This is a genomic window from Aquicella siphonis, from assembly GCF_902459485.1.
GTDB lineage: Bacteria > Pseudomonadota > Gammaproteobacteria > DSM-16500 > DSM-16500 > Aquicella > Aquicella siphonis.
The window spans coordinates 392,892-412,473 of record NZ_LR699120.1 but is presented as its reverse complement, the minus strand read 5'-3'; the positions used below and the strand labels follow the sequence as shown (position 1 = coordinate 412,473).

The window sequence follows — 19,582 nt, the reverse complement described above, 5'->3', positions numbered from 1 at the left end:
TTCAAAATCCGTGTTATGCAGCATCTCGCAAAAGGCTGTTTCGCATGCCATAAACAAAATAAATGATCAGGCCAATGATCGTCCAGATAATAAACCTCCACCAGGTGACGGCAGGTAAATTCACCATCAAATAAATGCAAAACATCATGCCCAGGATGGGAATTCCGGGATTAAGAGGCAATCTAAACGGACGCGGTATGTCAGGATGGGTGTATCTAAGCACCATCACTCCGCCGCAAACAAAGGTGAAAGCGGCGAGCGTGCCAATGTTGACAAGCTCGGCAGCCCGATTGATAGGCGCGATGCCCGCAATGAATGCGGTGGTCAACCCGGTTATCAGAATAATCGTAATAGGTGTATGTGTCTGGGTGTTGATAACCGATAAACGTGTGGGCAGAAGGCCGTCACGTGTCATGGCGAGACAGATTCGGGTCAATCCATAAAACATGACCAGCATGACTGTGGTAAGGCCTGCAATTGCGCCGGCAGCAATAAATCCGCCAATGGCATGATAACCAAGCCTGAGCATGGCTTCCGCGACCGGCGATTCCACGTTCAGAGTGGTGTAGGGAACCATGCCGGTCAATAATGCTGAGACAATAATGTAAATGAGTGTGCAGACAATCAGTGAGGTAATAATGCCAATGGGAATGGATTTCTGCGGTTCAATGGCTTCTTCTACCGCCGTTGACAGGGCATCGAAGCCAATATAGGCAAAAAAGACCAAGGCCGCTCCTTCCATAATGCCTTCCCACCCGAAAGGTGAAAAGGGGGTCCAGTTATCGAGATCAATGTTTACAGATGCGACAGCTATGAATACCCCTATCGTGATGAGTTTTATAAATACAATGGCAGCATTAAAGCGTGCGCTGTGCTTAACGCCAAGACAGGTCAGCAGAGTGATTGCGACAATGACAAGTACTGCTAGGAGATTAATGATCCCGCCTTCAAAGGGATTCGTGGTCAGGGATTCGGGTAAATTGATATGTATGGCTTGAAATAAATTGTTAACATAGCCCGCCCATCCGATGGCAACCGTTCCCACGCTCATGACATATTCCAGTAACAGATTCCAGCCGATAAACCAGGCTATGATTTCTCCAAAACCGGCATAAGCATAACTATATGCGCTTCCCGTACCGCCTATACTGGCTGCCAGTTCTGCATAGGCGAGCGCAGCAAGGAGAGAAGCGAAACCAGCAATCATATATGATACGACGATGGCGGGGCCAGCTTTGGTGGCTGCGGCTATTCCGGTCAATACGAATACACCAGCTCCGATGATGGCGCCTATTCCCATCAGGGTGAGGTCAAATGCACTTAATGACCGATACAATGAAGAACCTTGATGGATGTGTCCTATAGGCTTTTTACGTAACAGGTTGTTAGACATCATGTCTCTTCCTGACGATAATAGAACAATATTACACCATCAAGTTGAGGTTGTCATAGATTTGTCTCAGTAGGATTTGCTATAGCTTGATAAGCCGCCGCAGCCACTTTAATTTGTGGTCACTATAGGGAGGGTATTCAAGACCAACATCAATAGGCAGCGTTTTTTTGAAAATGCTTTTGGAGTGCGAGAATGTTTTAAAAGAATATTGGCCGTGATAAAACCCCAAGCCGCTTGGACCGACTCCGCCGAAAGGGAGATGATAATTGGTAATATGCATGACACAGTCATTGATACAGCCTCCGCCAAAAGAAAGACGAGTTAAAATTTCATGCTCAGTTTCGGGATTGTTTGTGAATAAATAAAGGGCCAGTGGTTTGGGCTGTGCTTTAATGGCTTGAATGACTTCCTGAGTGTTTTGAAAGGTGATGATGGGCAGGAGCGGGCCAAAAATTTCCTCCTGCATGACCGGCGCATCCCATGAGATTTGATCCATTAAAGTGGGAGAGATGTATAAGTCGCTGCGCCGGGTGCTTCCGCCAAAAATGATTCGTCCCGCGCGCATCAAAGCTGAAATCCGGTCGAAATGTTTCTGATTGATTATCCGACAATAGTCTTGGCTTTGTAATGGATCGTCACCATAAAACCTCCTGATTGTAGAGATAAGCTTTCCGATCAGTTCATCCTTGCGTGACTGGTGTACCATCAAAAAATCAGGCGCAAGACATACTTGTCCGGCATTCAGGAATTTTGATCGTGTAATACGACGGGCGGCAAAGTCAATATTTGCCGTTTCATCAACGATGCAAGGGCTCTTGCCGCCCAGCTCCAATGTCACGGGCGTCAAATGAGCGGCTGCGGCTTGCATAATGATTTTTGCAACCTGTGTCCCGCCCGTAAAAAACACATAATCGAACTTTTCTTCCAGAAGCTTCTGAGCTACCAGATGGTCACCCTTCACGGCCGCGATGTAGTCAGAGGGAAAATTTTCGCTGATCAGGCGGCAGATTACTTCCTGAGTATGCACGGCGATTTCGGAAGGCTTGACAATAGCGCAATTACCGGCACAGATCGCTCCTATCAGCGGCGACATGATTAGCATGAACGGATAATTCCAGGGGCCAAGAATCAATACGGACCCATAGGGTTCATAGCGAACAACTGATCGGCCCGGCCAGCAAAGTGGAAATATCGAGTGCACGCGTTTGGGGCGGATCCACCGATGAAGGTTTTTAATGATGAAATCAATCTCCTCGGTCACCAGGAGAATCTCTGATATGACAGATTCAGTTCTTGAGCGATTCAAATCCATCTTCATGGCATGAGTGATATCGGACTCATTTTTTTCAATGAGTGATTTCAACTTTTTTAATTGCCCGATACGAAATGACGCTGGCAGTGTAACGCCGCTGGCGAAGTAATTTCGCTGTGATTCCAGGAGCATATTGAAATTGTGATCCGTCATGCTTTTCAGTCTCCGCACGCTATCCTTCGTCGTTATCATATCTCATGAATAACAGTCTATGCACGAATTTGTCAGGCTTGAGCAGGATGACGGAACTGGCAGTTTGGGAATCGAGGTTATTTGTGCCGCTCGCTTCCTGAAGCGGGCAATAAAAATCGAGTCAAGACATTTTCACATATGCCCAAGTCTTTCCATCTGCAAGGAGAACAAATACGGTGAAACGTTTCCAGGGTTAACCGTTCCGCGATACGTTTTTTAGCGTGTTCCCAGGTGATGACGTCTCCTGGTTGAAAGTCGAGAGCCGCGGTATGAGACTGGTCAAGGGTTTGAATCTTTTCTTCAGAAGTGCAAGTCTTATGAGTGCGGTTAGGACAAGGATTGCAAATGGAATCCGTGTGGTCTATCACTTCGATGGAGGCGTTTTCACCCTGGTTTGAATTCAATGTTTGCATGATGTTCTGGAAATTCGCGACAAAGGCAGGAGAATAACCCCTGCCTTGAAAGCATAACGCGCAAAGAAAATGATGCGGACGAAAACGGAGAGACATTTATTGCCTTTTCCATAACTTTGGAATCACACATGCCACGGCTATGAGCTTAATGGGTTCGGATAACAAGAAGGGAACCAGACCAAATTCAATCGCAGCGCGCAATCCTGCATACTGTGCCAATATCGTCACACCTAGGAAAAAAATCACGCTTACACCTAAACAAGCCGCGACAAAACTGGTGTAGATATTTTTTGCGAAGCCTTTTTGCGCCAGATAACCACTTAAAAACGCAGCGGGGAGAAAACCAATAAGATATCCCATGGTAGGCCCATACAGTTTGGAGATGCCTGCCGAAAAATCAGCGAAGACCGGGATTCCGCAGATACCCGCCAGCAAATAAGCCATAATGACATAGCTGCCATTTCTTGGACCATACGCCATGCCAATTAGCACGACAGTGGTGCTTTGAAAAGTCAGTGGTACGGGCATGAGCGGAATGCTTAATTGCGAGGAGAACGCAAGAACCAGGACACCAGTGATTACAAGCAAGACTTGCTTTGCAAGGCCGCCCTGCTTTGAGCAAAAAATGCTCTGCATCGGAGTGTTCAAGCTGAGTGAATAAGTCATTTTTCCCCCTGTCTATAGGACATATCATGGGGGGACATGATAATAATTAAGGAATGAAAAGTAAAAGATATTTGAATATTCCGAAAGGAAATCAGTCTTGTCCAAGGTAATCACAACGGATGACATGCTGCTCTTCTGCCATACCGGATTTATCAGGAGATATACTGAATTGTCCCTGCCTGTCAGCGAGTGCTTCATGTTTCTTTTCAGGTACATGGTCATTCACAAGAGAGAGGGGAAGGCGCAGTGATTTGAAGTATCCCTTGTAATAAAAGTCAATGCGGGAGGATGACTGACTGGAAGTACAATTGATGCCGGATTTGTCCTTGAAGTCGTAATTAACAATGACAGTATCGGCGTCGTTTAGAGAGATAGTAAAGGGTATATGCCGATAAAAGACCGCGGCCTGGGTATTTGTGCTCAGCAGGACGGCGATGAACAGAATGAAAAAAGATTTCATGGACGGCATGAGATACCTCCTCGTTAATAATCGTTCTTATATTTTTCGCCGATATAGTACCACATGCCTGATTGATTTTGAACCCCGGATGAAAGCAAGGTGCGGTGAACAGGGAGTGAAAAACGAATTTCAGAGCATGTTGTTCCAGGAGCTGGCTTGGCTCTTTCCCAGGTTAATAGTTCCTTAATTGTTTCATGATAAATTGCGGGTTTTTCAATCACCACTTAGCTGGACGACAAGGAAGGCGATACTTTATGATTACTTGTATTTTGATAGGTTCCCATGCAAATCTGCACGCTTTTATGGCTCAATTGAATACCAATGCGGCCAGGCAGATAATAGTCGATGGCCAGATCGTGACTTTTAAGGTATTAACGCATCGCCACGGTGTACAAACCGCAGGGCAGGCCGAATTTATGCGTGCGGATAGTGTAATTCTGGTAGGCGGAGCGAGTCAGTATCAGTCTCTTGAATGCGATGCCCTGAATCTTATTCCTGCGGAAATTCCTATTGATTACTATCATCCGGAAACAGACGGAACGCCGATTGAATTTATGACAAAAATGCTGCCGACACTGCCTCAGAAGGAGGACAGGTTTGCCTCGGAAAATCCAAAAACATATTCCTGTTTCAGTGCTTTTTGCTCCTTTTTTTCAATATCAGTCGCCAGTACAGGCAATCCCGATCCTCAGCCTGGAGCTGAAGAGCGTTGGAAATATAAATATTGATGGGAGCCGGATCACATCATTTCATAATTCGGTCCGCTTCCCCCTTCGGAAGGTGTCCAGACAATATTTTGTGTGGGGTCTTTAATATCGCAAGCCTTGCAATGAATGCAGTTGCCGCCGTTAATCTGCAAACGGGGCTCATTTTTGTCATTATAAAGTATTTCATAGACACCGGCAGGACAATAGCGTGTTTCGGGCGAGGCATATTCACGCAGATTAACTGTGACGGGAATGCCATGCCGGTCCTTCAGTTTCAAATGATAAGGCTGGTTTTCATCGTAGGAAACATTGGCAAGAAATACCGATGCGGGTAAATCAAAGGTGACCTTGTTGTCGTGTTTTGGATAATCCGGTTTTTTGCAGAGAGAAGCTTTTTTGAGCGACTGGTTATCAGGGATTTTGTGACGAAATGTCCACGGTGCCCGCCCACGGAACAAGTAAGTGTCCAGGGCGGAGTAGGTGAGTGCAGGCAAAAGACCCCAGCGAAATGAAGGACGAATATTGCGTACCTTATACAAATCATCCCACAGCCAGCTCTTTTTGAGGTTATCAGGATACGCGGTACACTCTTGCTCAGTGGTATTCAGCAGCATGGGATATAAACTTTCCGCAGCCACCATGGCTGATTTCATTGCGTTATGAATGCCCTTGATTTTTGCGACATTCAAAAACCCGGCGGCATCGCCAACAATGAGTCCGCCTGGAAAAGTCAGCTTGGGAATGGATTGCAGTCCGCCTTCAATGAGGGTGCGGGCGCCATAGGCTATACGGTTACCAGCTTCAAGCAGGGGACGCATGCAGGGATGCGTCTTGAAGCGCTGAAACTCTTCGTAAGGATTCAGATAGGGATTTTCATAATCCAGCCCAATCACAAAGCCAACCGCCAGCAAATTTTTGCCAAAATGATAGGCGAAAGATCCGCCGTAGGTTCTTGTATCAAGCGGCCAGCCCACGGAATGTATGACTTGCCCGCTTTGATGCAGACCTTCGGGGATTTCCCATAATTCCTTGATGCCAAGTCCGTATGTCTGTGGATCGGAGTTTTTTCGCAAATCATAACGGTTAAACAATGTCTGTGTCAGTGAACCCCGGCAGCCTTCGGCAAATATGACTTGTCTCGCGCGCAATTCAATGCCTGGCTGGTAAGTGGGTTTGGGCTGGCCTTGTCGGTCCAGTCCTTTATCTCCCGTGACTACGCCGCATACCCGGTTACCATCGTAAATGACTTCTGTTGCAGCAAAACCAGGAAATACATTGACGCCCAGGTTTTCTGCATGCTCGGCCAGCCAACGGCAAAGCAGTCCGAGACTGATGATAGAGTTGCCGTGATTTTGCATTTGCGGCGGCGTTGGCAGGCGCCAGGTTCTGTTTTTCGTCAGGAAAAGAAACTGATCATGTGAAACCGGCGTGTGCAGCGGAGGGTTTTTGTCGCGCCAGCCGGGTATTAGTTCATCCAGGGCTCTTGGTTCCAGAACAGCTCCGGAGAGAATATGGGCGCCTATGGTTTCACCTTTGTCAATGATACAAATATTAAGTGGATGGTGATGTTGTTCACCCAGTTGTGCAAGACGGATTCCTGCGGATAATCCAGCTGGTCCGGCTCCAACAATCACAACATCAAAATCCATGGTTTCGCGAGTAATCATTACTTTGTGTCCTGAAACATATGGTCTTGAGTCAGATCAATTCAAATGCCATTGCGGTCGCTTCACCGCCGCCAATACACAATGAGGCGATGCCGCGCTTTAATCCATTCTGCTGCAGGGCTGCGAGCAATGTAACCACAATTCTCGCACCGCTTGCGCCGATGGGGTGGCCAAGAGCGACCGCGCCGCCGTGTACGTTGACTTTTTCACGAGGTATTTTTAAATCATGCATGGCCGCCAATGTTACGACGGCAAAAGCTTCGTTGATTTCAAACAAGTCCACGTCATTGATGGTCCAGTTGAGTTTTTCCATCAGCTTGCGGATGGCGTCTACCGGGGCTGTCGTGAACTCTCCAGGAGTTTTTGCATGTGATGAATGCGCCAGGATTTTCGCAACGGGTTTGATCCCGCGTTTTTCAGCTTCGGATAAGCGCATTAACACTACCGCTGCCGCTCCATCAGCTATTGAACTGGAATTCCCGGCGGTCACAGTTCCCTCTTTGCTGAAGGCGGGTGACAGATTGGGAATTTTTTCCGGATTAACACTGAAAGGGTGTTCGTCTTTTTCAATTACTTGCTCGCCTTGCTTGGTGCGAAGCGTTAGCGGCGCGATCTCGGACGCGAAGCCGTTTTCACGCGTGGTGTATTGGGCGCGCTCGAATGAACTTAGCGCATACTCATCTTGCTGTTTGCGGGTGAAGCCATATTTCTTGACAGTTTGCTCGGCGAAAACACCCATGGCCTGGCCCTTATCATAAGCATCCTCAAGGCCGTCCAGCATCATGTGGTCCATCAACTGAGCATGCCCCAGTCGATATCCTTGTCTGCCTTTGAGCATCATGTAGGGTGCATTAGTCATGCTTTCCATGCCGCCGGCGACGATGACATCATTTGAACCAACAAGAATCATGTCATGCGCAAACATGATAGACTTCATTCCTGAACCGCAGACCTTATTTACCGTAGTGCAGGGGGTACTGTTGGGGACACCCGCCTTGATGGCTGCCTGCCTGGCAGGAGCCTGGCCTTGACCTGCTGGCAGGACGCAGCCCATGATTACTTCATGAATATCTGCTGGCTTAAGGTTTGCCCGGTCAATGACCGCCTTGATGACATGGGCGCCCAGTTCATTCGCCGAGAAATCCTTTAATTCACCCAAGAGATTCCCCAAAGGTGTTCTTGCGATACTGACGATGACAACAGGATCCTTTTGCAGCATAGTGATCATCCTATTCAAAGTAATGGAATGGTGTGTATTCTAGCTGAATTGTACGTGAATCCTAAACCATTTTTAGGGGCAGATATTTTTCAGATTGCTTTAATTTTAACCAAACTGTTCTGAGCGACTTCAAAGCCCGCATTTTTTAATGCCTGTGCCGGATTGATTAACGGACTCTCTCATTTTGATCGTTAGCCGGGGAGCAAAAATAGGTTGTCTGGCTGCAGTCTTAAGTATTCCTTAACTTAACCTGCGTTAGACTCATTAAATTAGCCGATTGAATCAGGATGATCTCTATGTCTTATAAAGCACCTTGCCTCAAGGACTTACGCGCGATAGCAGAGCATCTCAAAAAATCCTATCAGGGAACAAATCCCCATCGTCTTTCCTTTATCGCCCTTTATGATCAATTGGTGGAACAAACAGCAAAAGGGACGCATCTCCCTGAAAATATCATAAACATATTAATAGGCGCGCTAGTATTTGAAATGGCGTATATCAAGTATGATGAATATCACGGTGCTTCTCCCAAAAAAAATGTTGGATGGATTTGGTCATCCGGGAGCGAGCTGTACACTTTGATCAAAGAAAAATTACACATAAACAAAAAAGACAATAAACTGAGTTACGAGGAGCGCCTGTTTTATCTGAATGAATTTTATAAATATATAGACAAGGTCTATCCCGACTCTGCTTTACAGGAATTAAAGCAGCATAAAAAATTAACAGATAATCGCAAGACCCTTGTCTGGCCCACAAAAGCTGTGCTGAGTGAACAGATTCATAAGTCTCTGGAACCGGTATTGAAAAAGAATTCAGATAATCTTTATAACCTGGTACATGGTGTTCCGCTATTGAATGCGTTGTTGAAGAATCTGAAAAAACTGGAAGATGAATACTCTGCGAACAGCTCAAATCCCAAAAATCCAAAACGGCTTGAAACTGTCAATTTTATCAAGTTTATTCTGCAAAGTTACCATGGAACCGATCCCAGTGCGATATCGTGGCATGCTTGTGTGGGTGCGGTGTTAGTCGCACTTTTGCGGATTGAAAATGAATACAAGGTGTTTTCGCCCACTCGCAGCGCGCTTTTTCGGGAATGTCTGCAAGCACTCAACCAGGAAAGCATGAAAAAAATCACAATTGATGACAAAATAAAATGGCTGCGTTCGTTATCAGCGCATCTTGTGTCTGTTAGTGATAATCCTGAACATTATGCCGCAATTCTGAAACAAGTATGTGCAGACACAAAAAATCAAAAACTGGATACAGCAGTCCTGAGTGAGCAAATCAAGAAGTTCCAGGCTAGAATCGAAAGTTATCTGGTTGAGCTTGAAGCGGCAAAAAAGGCGCCTTCCAATACGCGATACGCTATCTCAACCGGCACGAGTTATTTTGTGCAGTATGCTGCCGGACCGGTGGCCATTCAGGCAGCTAAAAACACTATCATTGGCGGTTTGAGCATAGGCGGTTTTTTTGCAGCCGGACCCGTGGGTTCGGCAATTTTTGGCGCGGCTGGAGCATTGCTCATGTCAGGATTGGGAAGACTGGTCACGGAAGGCATTGTCAATGCCGCCACCGCTAATCTATTTGCATGGGTATTGGGAAGAATTGGTGATTCAGTGGGAGATGCGACTGCCACAGTTGTGACGTATCCGTTTTCTGCGACGCCTAAGGGCTTGACTGACATGAGGATGAAGCTCAAGCCTGAAGATGATCAGGCATTCGTTCGCATGGTTAATACTTTACTAGAACTGGATACGGTGTCTGATAACGACAAGCTCCACATGAGGAAAGTATTGGGTCTTGAAGAAGGTGAAAAACTGCTGCCGCTTAAGCATTCTGCTTACGGCGTGGATGCTGAGCGTAATGCGGTGCTGGAAAATGGATATGTGTGCGTAAGAATTGAAGACTCTGGGGAAAGAAGAATTGTGGAATCAGCGGATCCGAATCCGCAGCCCGAAGTGGTTGTGAGAAGATTTTTCTAAACGCTGTTTCCGATTGGCTGTCTTCGTCCATCCCGGCATTTCCTCTAGCGGGCTTTTACCGGAGCAACTTTCTTGAATCATACCGAGGCGTCAATCCTCATGAAATCCCAAAACGACCAGTATGCAAGGACCTCCCGAGATGATATTAACATTCCGTGACTGACATAACTGAATGGCGGAAATGCTTTCCGCGCCCGGCTGCATCCAGATATTTCTAATGCCTTTTTGAATGGCTTGAATCACGATTATTTCAGTGACAGGCGGAGGAGTGATAATGGACAGGCTTTTGACTTCATCGGGGAGACTGAAGACATCGGGCACACAGGGCACCCCTTCAATGATTTTTTCGCGCGGATTGACCGGATAAACCTTTTTTTTACGTTGAAGATAAACTCGCAAAACCTTATTGCCATATTTTTCCCGGTGATTTGACGCGCCGGCCACACCATAGGCCTCTGAATTAAAAAAGCTCTCTATCTGTTTATCAAGGGCATCGTTATTCATGCGGATGCTTTGTTTTGCAATTTTGACAATATTAATTTGTAATCGGGTTCGTTACTGAGTTCCTTTACCTGTTCGGTATAAACAACTTTTCCCTGTTCATCGATCACAATGACAGCCCTGGAAAGAATGCCGGTCAAGGGACCGTCTATGATCATGACTCCATAATCATTGCCAAACTCGGGATGGCGAAAGGCTGATACAGTGATGACATTGCTGAGTCCTTGAGATGAGCAAAATCGCTTTTGGGCGAACGGCAAGTCTTCGGAAACACAGAATACCACAGCCTGGCTGTTTTGAGAGGCAATGTCATTAAAACGACGCATGGCTGTCGCGCAAGTTGGGGTATCCAAGCTGGGGAAAATATTAATTACGAGAACTTTCCCCCGATAATTTTTTAACTCGACTTCACTTAAATCAGATTTGGTTAAAATAAAATCAGGAGCTTGGCTGCCTATTTCAGGCAGGCTGCCAATTGTGTGCATGGGAGATCCATTCAAAGTAATGACTGCCATGTGTCTGTCTCCTCGCTGATTTCTATAATTATAGTATATCCTAAATATTTTATGGGATCTTTTATGCTGGATAAGCCTTTGTTATTCAGATTGAAAGAGCGGGTGTCACTACGCCGGAAAGACCAATTGTATCACTGTGCCCTGATCAGGCATGCTGGAAATGGAGATCACTCCCTGGTGAAGGTCGACTATGGATTTGACAATGGCTAAACCGAGGCCGATGCCGCCTGACAGCTGTGATCTTGCGGAATCAACCCGGTAAAAGCGATCAAATAATTTTGGCAAGTGTTCCTGAGAAATTCCAATGCCATTATCACTCAGGATAATCTTGACCCGGTTATCCTGAGAGGTGATCGTAAACCGTATCCATCCGTTATCGGGAGTATATTTGAGAGCGTTGGATAATAAATTGCTGATCATGCGGCGAAACATGATGGAATTGGCCCGCAACGCAGCTTTGCCTTGGCAGGTGACGCTGATATTCTTTTCATCAGCCATTGCTTCATAGTATTCACAGACAATGGAAATTTCATCTTGAACATAAATAGAGGTTTTCTGGATTTCCATCTGAGGGTTTTCAGCGCGTGACAAAAACAATATATTTTCAATCAGCTGTGATATTCGATGGTATTCTTCAAGATTAGACATCAATACTTGCTGATATTCTTCCGGGGAGTGCGCGCGTGAGAGAGTGATTTCTGTTTCTCCGATCAAATTATTAATAGGTATCCTGAGTTCATGAGCGAGGTCGGAAGAAAATTGTTTCAGGCGGTCGAAGGAGGATTCAATTCGGTCCAGCATTTGGTTGAACGCAACACCCAGCGCACTAAGTTCCTTAGGCAGCGATTTCGGGTCAGTGCGCTGGTTCAGGGATGTGACGGTGATCTTTTTAACGGTGTCAGTGAGAGTATACAAGCTGCGCATTCCCCTTTGAGCGGCAAGAAATCCCAGGCAAAGCGAACATAATGTGCTGATTAGCAAGGCGATAATCAGGAACTTCCTGTCGCTTATCACGGCATGCTGGTAGGAGATGTCCAGGGTAATCAGCATAATTCCGGATTTGCCCTTAGGCAGGGTCACTGGCGTCTGGACTAATAAATAGCTGGTGTCATGAGTATTGTACCAGCGATATGATTTCTTGAAGTGATGCGCCGAAGGTGGATTGCGCGCGGGGTCAACAAGGGGAATTTTCGGACTCCCGGGTGTTTCGATGATGGTATTATTATTCTCATCCAGAATACGCACATAATGTCGATAGATGGAATTACCATGATGGGCCGGGACATCAATCACGGCTTGAGCAAGAGCATTGCTGTTCAGCTTGTTGTTCTGCAAAATATGCTGAATGGATTCAGCTTCGTCGGCCAGGAACTGGTAGTCGGCCTTATACAGGACATTGACAGACTCCCAGTAAAGAAACAGAGTAATGACTGTCATGATAATAAACGCAGCCAGGCTGTAAAATAATGTCAATCTGGTTCTGATCGAGATCTTCTTCCTGATATAGGGTTTAACGTTCTTCAAGAACATACCCCATTCCTCTAACGGTGTGAATCAGCTTCTTGTCAAAGGGATCGTCCACTTTTTGCCGCAACCTGCGTATCGCGACATCAACAACGTTGGTGTCGCTGTCAAAATTGATGTCCCATACGGATTCAGCGATGAGAGTCCTAGACAAAACCTCGCCCGTCCTTTGTGCGAGCAAAATCAGCAAGGCAAATTCTTTTGGTGTCAAATTCAGTCGATGGGGGCCTCGCGTAGCTTTGTGCTTGATAATGTCAATTGACAGATCTGCAATGCTCAGGCTATCGGATGTCTGTGCAGTCCCTCTTCGCAATAAGGAGCGGATACGCGCCAGCAGCTCAGAAAAGGCAAATGGTTTGACTAGGTAGTCATCTGCTCCCAGCTCCAGACCTTTAACTTTGTCTTCAACGTCATCACGTGCGGTCAAAAGTAAAACTCGCGCGTCAGGTATCTTGCGGCGGATCTCGACCAGAATGGACCACCCATCCAGTTTGGGCAGCATGATGTCCAAGACAATGAGGTCATAGTGATGATGGGTAGCGAGGTACAGGCCATCTTCTCCGTTGTTCGCAATGTCTACAATAAATCCGCTTTCGCTTAAGCCTTTATTGAGATAGGCGGCAGTTTTATTTTCGTCTTCAACAATGAGTATGCGCATGATGCTATTTAAATACCGATTATAAATCAAATGGTTATTATATAATTAACTGACAAAGCATTGCTATGATAAATAAAAAATCAGATTTTTGCCAATACCAATCTGTGATTGTTTAGCCCGCAGCCTGCACATCTTGATGTTATAATAACTTTATTGCAGTCTGATAAACGCAAGGAATATGCCCATGCGAAAGAGTATCAGCCTACTGATTATCCTGATTATCCTTGGTCTTGCTATTGTCACCACACCGTTTATTTACGGCTACCTCTTCAAAAAGAATTATCTCGATGTTATTGCTGCGGTAAACCAGAACTCCAGTGACAATAATGGCATGTTCAAAATAGAAGTGCGGGAGTATCGCTTGGGGTGGCTGTATTCTCGCGCAAGAATCAGTTTGTTATTTACCGATAAAGATTTGAATTCTGCATTTCCGGAAGGATTTACCATTGATGATGACATTACCCATGGCCCTATTTTGTATGATTCAATCAAACAGAAATATGTGACGGCATTTGCGGCGTTGACCAGCCAGGTTTTTTTACCTCTAAAGATTCAAACCGACTTTTTCAAGAAAGAATCAGGACAGGCATTCTTTGAAACAACATCAATCGTGACCTTCGATAATGTTTGGACGCAAGTGACGAAAGTCCCAGCTTTATCCATTCCGGATGTAGGCAACCTGACTATTCAGGACTCTAGCAGCCAATCGCAATTTGATATAAGAAACGGTCAGATTATGGCGATGAAGGTTGAGGGAAGCGTTGGTGCGTTGTCTTTTCAGCCTGATGGAAACAACCCTATGGTTCCACAACTAACCAGTCAGCCTATTTCTTTCAAACAGTCAAGTACTCGCCATGCTCTTGGATTATGGAATGCCGATAATAACATGAGCGTTCCCAGTATAATGGCTAAATGGCAAGATGGAAGGACAGCCGCGCTTAATAACTTTGTTCTGATTACCTCAAGAGGCGTTGACAAAAATAATTTATATCAAGGTACGGTCGATCTGTCTGCCAAAGAAGTGACTTTGCCAAGCAGCGTGATGGCCAGCGTTGCACCTCTGGCCATTCATCTGTCCATTAATAATCTGGATGCGAAGGGGATCGTCGAATCAGAGAAATATATGAAATTACAAATGTCTGTTGATCAGGGCGGGGCAAAATCGTCAATGAATATTCCGGTGCGCATGATTACGCCGACAAGCAGTTTGACATTTGACATGGATTTTAATTCTCCGCTGGGACTTTTTTCTATCAAGTCGAAAATGACAAATCAGCCTTCTGCTGTTGCGCCAACCTCTTTTGGAGATGTGCTCATCCATTCCAAAGTTGATGCCAATCTTCGTATCGGCGAAGCCTTGCTGAAAATGCTCGTTCTGCAATCAATGGACAAGTTGGAAATTTCAATGGCGAAGGATAGTGATGGCGTTACTTCGCCTAAGGATAATGATAAAAACATTAATGCCACGCCCTTGCAGCAGCAGACAGCAAATTTATTGCAGGAAGGCAAAATATCATTAGCTAACTCTCTGCAAATCCTGGAGCTGGCGGACCAGCATGCTTCAGTAGATGCATTTGCGAAACAAGTCAATGAAATGGTGTCCCCTGAGACCGCGACTCTTCTCATCCAGACTTATCAAACAATGTCCTTGAATTCCAGTGTTACGGCAGCTACGCAGACCGCGCAATCGAAACCAAAAATGACAAAAGCTGAACAAGTTCAAAAGTTGATTGATTACTGGGTTGAGCAAGGATTTTTAACGAAGGAAAATAATGAATATACCAGTCAGATTTTAATCAATGACCAGGTAGTAAAGATGAATGGTAAGGTGGTGAATGAACAAATGCTTATACCACCTGCCATGGGCCAACCACCTGCCATGGGCCAACCACCTGCCATGGGCCAACCACCTGCCATGGGCCAACCACCTGCCATGGGCCAACCACCTGCCATGGGCCAACCACCTGCCATGGGCCAACCACCTGCCATGGGCCAACCACCTGCCATGGGCCAACCGCCTGCCATGGGCCAACCGCCTGCCATGGGCCAACCGCCTGCCATGGGCCAACCGCCTGCCATGGGCCAACCGCCTGCCATGGGCCAACCGCCTGCCATGGGCCAACCGCCTGCCATGGGCCAACCGCCTGCCATGGGCCAACCGCCTGCCATGGGCCAACCGCCTGCCATGGGCCAACCGCCTGCCATGGGCCAACCGCCTGCCATGGGCCAACCGCCTCAAAATAATTAGTTATCTGATATGGTCAGTGCGTCACAATGACTAACGGTTTGCTTCAAGAATTCTGTTTGTACACGTTTTGATGTGATGATATTGTAAACCATCCCCGGATGAGTGCTAAATTTTCATAGGCAATATCACTAATTCTTTGCCTTCCAGATGAAGATTGCGTTGTACGGTCAAAGGCGTTTCATTATGTAAAAGCCTGATGATGAAATTATCATGTTCGAATATCAATTTGCTTGAGAAAAAAATGCAATTGGAATATTTCTTGCTGACTCGTACAGCGAGAGTGGTTAGTTCCTCTACGGTGTCAGTGCCAAAGGAGGCAAAAGCTTCAGCGGCAATTCCATATTGATGGCAATAATCCACAAAATACTGGAGATTTTCATTGACTTCAGTGCGCATATTTTCCAGCGAACTCTGGCCTGCGAAACTTTCCACATCCACGATCCCTGCGCTGATAAATACGAAATTTTTAAAATGGCGGGGAAACATTCGAATAACGTTCAAAAGCGTATGCATGGCGACGCCAGTACTCTTGCCTACCAGGATGACGGCGGTGGGCTGATGAGGATCGATGGGAACAGGATTGAGAGGATGAACTATCGGCTGTTTGAGTTGAATATCAATCTGAGCAAGTTTTTTGCTGAATCTTTTATAATGCCGCTTGATCAGCAAGCAGATGAAAATGACGGTGCAAGTGATGACGACGGTCAGCCAGCCGCCGGACTGGAATTTGGTAATGAGCGTGATGCAAAGAATGGTGCTGGTGATTGCAAAAGCGAGGAAAGAAAATAAAAGGCGCCAAAACCAGGTTGAAGAAGCGGATTTGCGCTTTCTTGCCCAATAAACACACATGCCAAATAGTGAAAGTGAAAAGGTAATGAATACATTAATACTGTATAGCACGACCAGGAGTGATACTTTCCCATTGCACCAGAGTAAAATCGCAATGGCAAAAATGCCAAAAATAAATAAACCATTCTGAATGACTAATCGGGTAGAAAGATGGCGAAAGCGGTTAGGCATCCAGCCGTCTATCGCCATGTTGGCAAGAACACTGGGGCCCGCCAGAAATCCTGTGTTCGCTGCGACAAACAGAAGGCCGGCTTCAAGCAGCAACGTCAGCAACAAAACGAATCTTCCCGTTTGTGAATCACCCAGGATTGAGTGAAACACAACGGCGTTCAGTGTCTGACCTGCCTGCGGTTGTGGTTCCCACAGAAGAAACAGCAGAATCATACCGGCTGCTGTCATACTCAATGATACTGCCATATAAAACATTGTCCACTTGCCAGTGGCGACGCGCGGTTCACGCAAGCGATTGACATTATTTGAGACTGCTTCAAGTCCTGTGTATGTGCCGCTCCCGAGCGAATAAGCGTGGAATATGAGTGCCAGGACGGGTACCCATCCCACGGTTGCAATGGCGTTTTTTGTTTCGTTCAATGTGTTTGGGACAATGGCCAATAGACCTTTGTGATGCGCAAAAATGCCGTAAAGGATCAGGTAAACATGGATAACAAAAAATCCCAGGAAAATAGGCAAGAGAAATTTGATCGATTCCTTCATGCCGCGCATGTTGAGCAGCAACAGGACAAAGATGAGACCGACTTCGGAGAGCAGCTTGTAGGGATGCCAATACGCAGGAAGTACGCTGAAAAAAGCATCCATGGCGCTTGCGGTTGAGACAGCGATTGTCAGGACATAATCAACGATTAGCGCTGCACCTGAGATCAGGCCGATATGCGGGCCTAGCAGCTGTGATGCAACCTTGTAACCGCCGCCTCCGCTGGGAAATAACTCAATGACCTGGTTATATCCCAATGAAATCACGAAAACGGTTACGGCGGTCGCAATGGCGATATAGAGCGCGAAATGTGTGTGCGGGCCTAGCGCCATGTAGGCTTCTTCCGGTCCGTAACAGGAAGAAGACAATCCGTCAGCGCCTAATCCAACCCAGGCCAGAAAGGCTATGAGAGAAACATGCCGTAATATATGCGGATTAAAAGGATTGAGCGGATTACCCAGTAAGAGTTGTTTGATTCGTTTTACCAAAGCCATATCAATCCCTGCCTTATTCTGCCCCCGTGATTTTTGGCGGTTATCTTGCTTCTTGCAGGCGGGCAATACGCTTTTCTAGCGGCGGATGAGTGGAGAAAATATCCAGCCAGCCTGACTGGCGTGAAATTTTCAAAGCAGCCAGCACGGGCGCGCGGTCATCCTCAATACCGGAAGCGGTTTGCAGGCGCATGAGTGCCGCAATCATTTTGTTGCGTCCGGCGAGTTTTGATCCCCCTGCGTCGGCACGATATTCGCGCCAGCGGGAAAACGCGGCGACTAAAATGGATCCCAGCAGTGTGAACAAGATATCAAATACTAAGGTTAATACACTGTAGGCCATGTAAGAAATATCACCTTCCTTATCATCACCGCGAGCCATGGTGATCGAGATGACGTAAGCGATGATACGGGATAGAAAGAGCGCAAATGCATTCACTACGCCTTGTATGAGCGTCATGGTGACCATGTCGCCATTCGCGATATGGGAAATTTCGTGCCCCAAAACAGCTTCCACCTCATCCCGGTTCATGCTGGATAACAAGCCTGATGATACCGCAACCAGTGCGTTATTTCTTGTCGGCCCGGTTGCGAACGCATTCAACTCCGGAGAGTGATAAATGCCGACTTCAGGCATGGTTTTCAATCCAGCCTTGTTGGCGAGACTGTAAATGATTTCCAGCAGGTAATGCTCTTCCCGCGTTGCATTATTGGGATTGATGATGACAACGCCCATGGCTGTCTTGGCAATGAACTTGGACATGAATAGTGAGATAAACGCGCCGCCCATTCCCCATATTCCGCAGAATAGAGCCAGCTTTGTATAATCAATGCCACGCGAGGTTAGGTAGGAATGCAGACCCAATGCGCTGACGAGGATAGAAATAGTGCCTATCACAAGGATGTTGGTGGCAATAAATAAAAATACTCTTTTGAACATGCTTGCTGCTCCCGCTTAATATGCACCGCCATTATATATCGAAATGAACCGGATGTTTATGTTGTTGTCATTGCAGTTGTGTCCGGAAATGGATTTGCCTCTATATAGCTTTAATGCAATAATGATCGCATATAATTTGATCAAAAATAATAAATAAGGTTGGATATGGCAACTTCATAATGGATATCATATGTACAGACAGGCAAACTCCCCCTGATGTCTCTGGCTCAGGAAGCTTAAACGGGTGCTGTGCTGCGTGTTAATCACCAGACCATAGTCCGCATGGAGTACCAATGACATGTTTTCAGGCTGTTTTCGCACCCGCTCTGTAATCATTACTTGGGCTGCATGCGCAGGGCGCCGTCCAGGCGGATCACTTCTCCGTTCAACATGGGGTTTTCAATAATCTGCATGGCCAGCATGGCGTATTCTTCGGGCTTCGCGAGGCGTTTGGGAAAAGGTACCATGGCGGCCAGCGAAGCGCGCGCTTCGGGGGAAATTTTAGCGAACATGGGTGTATCAACGAGGCCTGGAGAAATGGTATTGACGCGGATTCCAAATTGCGCGAGTTCTCGGGCAGCGGGCAGTGTCAGGCTTACAATACCGCCTTTTGAGGCACTATAAGCGGTCTGGCCTATCTGGCCTTCAAATGCGGCAACGGACGCTGTGTTAATAATGACGCCGCGTTCTTCGGAGTCGCCAATCGGGGATAAGGGCATCATGGCAGCGGCGGCCTGGCTCATGACGTTGTAAGAACCGACCAGATTGATTTCTATGACTTTTCGAAATTCATCCAGCGGCATGGGGCCTTGCTGATTGACCATTCTTCTTCCATGGACGATTCCGGCGCAGTTAATGCATATGCGGGCCGCGCCATGACGGCTTTGTGCTTCTGTAACGGCAGCGGCGACGCTGTCTTGACGGGTTACGTCGCAATAAACCGCGATGCCCTGGATTTCAGCGGCAATTTTCTCGGCCGCGTCCTTGTTTAAATCGAAAAGCGCGACTTTAACCCCTTGGCGGCTCAGCAGTCTGGCCGTTGCAGCGCCCATCCCCGAAGCTCCGCCTGTAACAATGGCTGCACAATTTTTCATTTCCACGAACTTTATCCTTATCAAATGTAAGTG

17 protein-coding genes are annotated in these 19,582 nt (G+C 46.7%); 3 read left to right on the top strand and 14 right to left on the bottom strand.

Annotation, left to right across the window (positions count from 1 at the left end):
• Nucleotides 1-13: 13 nt before the first annotated feature.
• From AQULUS_RS12940 to AQULUS_RS12920, 5 genes are all read right to left on the bottom strand, one after another.
• Complete coding sequence (locus AQULUS_RS12940; RefSeq protein WP_148340770.1) at nucleotides 14-1,396, bottom strand: amino acid permease; 1,383 nt, start codon at nucleotides 1,394-1,396, stop codon at nucleotides 14-16.
• Nucleotides 1,397-1,472: 76 nt separating this feature from the next.
• Nucleotides 1,473-2,897, bottom strand: coding sequence for an aldehyde dehydrogenase (locus tag AQULUS_RS12935; protein WP_148340768.1), 1,425 nt, complete (start codon nucleotides 2,895-2,897; stop codon nucleotides 1,473-1,475).
• 77 nt (nucleotides 2,898-2,974) lie between these two features.
• Nucleotides 2,975-3,406 carry a DUF1284 domain-containing protein gene (locus tag AQULUS_RS12930; RefSeq protein ID WP_148340767.1) on the bottom strand — a complete coding sequence of 144 codons (432 nt, stop codon included), beginning with the start codon at nucleotides 3,404-3,406 and terminating at the stop codon, nucleotides 2,975-2,977.
• The gene (locus AQULUS_RS12925; protein WP_148340765.1) at nucleotides 3,407-3,976 is read right to left on the bottom strand and encodes a biotin transporter BioY; all 570 of its coding nucleotides are present in this window, start codon (nucleotides 3,974-3,976) and stop codon (nucleotides 3,407-3,409) included. It lies immediately after the preceding gene.
• Nucleotides 3,977-4,067: 91 nt separating this feature from the next.
• Nucleotides 4,068-4,445, bottom strand: coding sequence for a hypothetical protein (locus AQULUS_RS12920; RefSeq protein ID WP_148340762.1), 378 nt, complete (start codon nucleotides 4,443-4,445; stop codon nucleotides 4,068-4,070).
• Between the two features lie 245 nt (nucleotides 4,446-4,690).
• On the opposite strand from AQULUS_RS12920, the gene AQULUS_RS12915 reads away from it, so the two are divergent.
• Nucleotides 4,691-5,164: a hypothetical protein gene (locus AQULUS_RS12915; protein WP_148340760.1), complete on the top strand. Its 474-nt coding sequence runs from the start codon at nucleotides 4,691-4,693 to the stop codon at nucleotides 5,162-5,164.
• An 11-nt stretch (nucleotides 5,165-5,175) separates the two neighbouring features.
• On the opposite strand, the gene AQULUS_RS12910 is transcribed toward AQULUS_RS12915, so the two are convergent.
• Together AQULUS_RS12910 and AQULUS_RS12905 are read right to left on the bottom strand one after the other, a co-directional pair.
• Nucleotides 5,176-6,810 carry an electron transfer flavoprotein-ubiquinone oxidoreductase gene (locus AQULUS_RS12910; RefSeq protein WP_148340758.1) on the bottom strand — a complete coding sequence of 545 codons (1,635 nt, stop codon included), beginning with the start codon at nucleotides 6,808-6,810 and terminating at the stop codon, nucleotides 5,176-5,178.
• 31 nt (nucleotides 6,811-6,841) lie between these two features.
• Nucleotides 6,842-8,026, bottom strand: a complete 1,185-nt coding sequence (locus AQULUS_RS12905) for an acetyl-CoA C-acyltransferase (protein ID WP_197737372.1) — start codon at nucleotides 8,024-8,026, stop codon at nucleotides 6,842-6,844.
• 299 nt (nucleotides 8,027-8,325) lie between these two features.
• Between AQULUS_RS12905 and AQULUS_RS12900 the strand changes: the two genes are divergently transcribed.
• Nucleotides 8,326-10,017, top strand: coding sequence for a hypothetical protein (locus AQULUS_RS12900; RefSeq protein WP_148340754.1), 1,692 nt, complete (start codon nucleotides 8,326-8,328; stop codon nucleotides 10,015-10,017).
• A gap of 90 nt (nucleotides 10,018-10,107) precedes the next feature.
• Here the strand turns inward: AQULUS_RS12900 and AQULUS_RS12895 are convergent, their stop codons facing one another.
• From AQULUS_RS12895 to AQULUS_RS12880, 4 genes are all read right to left on the bottom strand, one after another.
• A complete protein-coding gene (locus AQULUS_RS12895) occupies nucleotides 10,108-10,521 on the bottom strand; it encodes a CoA-binding protein (RefSeq protein ID WP_148340752.1) in 414 nt (137 codons plus the stop codon).
• Entirely contained in the window at nucleotides 10,518-11,033 is a 516-nt protein-coding gene (gene tpx, locus AQULUS_RS12890) for a thiol peroxidase (RefSeq protein ID WP_148340750.1), read from the bottom strand. Before tpx ends, AQULUS_RS12895 begins: the two co-directional genes overlap by 4 nt.
• Nucleotides 11,034-11,141: 108 nt before the next feature.
• A complete protein-coding gene (locus AQULUS_RS12885) occupies nucleotides 11,142-12,563 on the bottom strand; it encodes a heavy metal sensor histidine kinase (protein WP_148340748.1) in 1,422 nt (473 codons plus the stop codon).
• Nucleotides 12,544-13,215, bottom strand: coding sequence for a heavy metal response regulator transcription factor (locus tag AQULUS_RS12880; RefSeq protein ID WP_148340746.1), 672 nt, complete (start codon nucleotides 13,213-13,215; stop codon nucleotides 12,544-12,546). Before AQULUS_RS12880 ends, AQULUS_RS12885 begins: the two co-directional genes overlap by 20 nt.
• Before the next feature lie 184 nt (nucleotides 13,216-13,399).
• On the opposite strand from AQULUS_RS12880, the gene AQULUS_RS12875 reads away from it, so the two are divergent.
• Entirely contained in the window at nucleotides 13,400-15,463 is a 2,064-nt protein-coding gene (locus AQULUS_RS12875; protein ID WP_172622890.1) for a DUF945 family protein, read from the top strand.
• Nucleotides 15,464-15,568: 105 nt separating this feature from the next.
• Here the strand turns inward: AQULUS_RS12875 and AQULUS_RS12870 are convergent, their stop codons facing one another.
• The 3 genes from AQULUS_RS12870 to AQULUS_RS12860 all read right to left on the bottom strand — a co-directional run bounded on the left by AQULUS_RS12870 (nucleotide 15,569) and on the right by AQULUS_RS12860 (nucleotide 19,555).
• Nucleotides 15,569-17,518: an APC family permease gene (locus tag AQULUS_RS12870; protein ID WP_148340742.1), complete on the bottom strand. Its 1,950-nt coding sequence runs from the start codon at nucleotides 17,516-17,518 to the stop codon at nucleotides 15,569-15,571.
• 40 nt (nucleotides 17,519-17,558) lie between these two features.
• Nucleotides 17,559-18,455 (bottom strand): protease HtpX, encoded by an 897-nt coding sequence (htpX, locus tag AQULUS_RS12865; RefSeq protein ID WP_148340740.1) that lies wholly within the window; start codon nucleotides 18,453-18,455, stop codon nucleotides 17,559-17,561.
• Between the two features lie 335 nt (nucleotides 18,456-18,790).
• Nucleotides 18,791-19,555, bottom strand: coding sequence for an SDR family NAD(P)-dependent oxidoreductase (locus tag AQULUS_RS12860; protein ID WP_148340738.1), 765 nt, complete (start codon nucleotides 19,553-19,555; stop codon nucleotides 18,791-18,793).
• Nucleotides 19,556-19,582 lie beyond the last annotated feature (27 nt).